The organism is Neisseria sp. P0021.S005, from assembly GCF_051956955.1.
The window spans coordinates 1-505 of sequence record NZ_JBQCWY010000912.1 but is presented as its reverse complement, the minus strand read 5'-3'; the positions used below and the strand labels follow the sequence as shown (position 1 = coordinate 505).

1 pseudogene is annotated in these 505 nt (G+C 51.9%); it reads right to left on the bottom strand.

Annotation, left to right across the window (positions count from 1 at the left end):
• Positions 1-505, bottom strand: a pseudogene (locus ACTHUE_RS20125) (sel1 repeat family protein); the annotation flags it as partial.

The following is a 505-nucleotide window of genomic DNA, read 5'->3' as shown; positions in this document are numbered from 1 at the left end:
GTTTTCAAATCTTTCATTTTGTTTTCGTAAATCCGCGCCAGTTCATATTGTGCCAACGGCACTCCCAAATCCACCGCTTTTTGCAGATAGGCAAGACCAAGTTGCGGGTTGCGGCGATAACCCGCATTGCCTTCGTACAGCGCGTCAAACAGCCAGTAGTTTGCCATTGCCCAATTTTTGTCTAAACCATAATGCAGCCATTTGCGGGCACGGTTGTGCAAGGGGTTGTACATAATGCCGGTCGAACCTTGCACATGGGTGTAGAGCAGGTAAAGGTTGTTGATTGCCTGATAATGCCCTTTTGATGCCGCGGCTTCGTACAAGACAATCATGTCCTGAAATTCCTGTTTGTTCATACGCCAGTCTTTGGCATCCAGTAGTGTGGCGGCACGATACCAGAGATGGGATTCGGCATCGGGCGGGGACGGCGGCGTCCAAGTCGCGCAGGTGTATTCGGTGCGCTTCGCGTCAAAGGCCTTGGGTGCGGGATGGGTCTGGGTGTAAT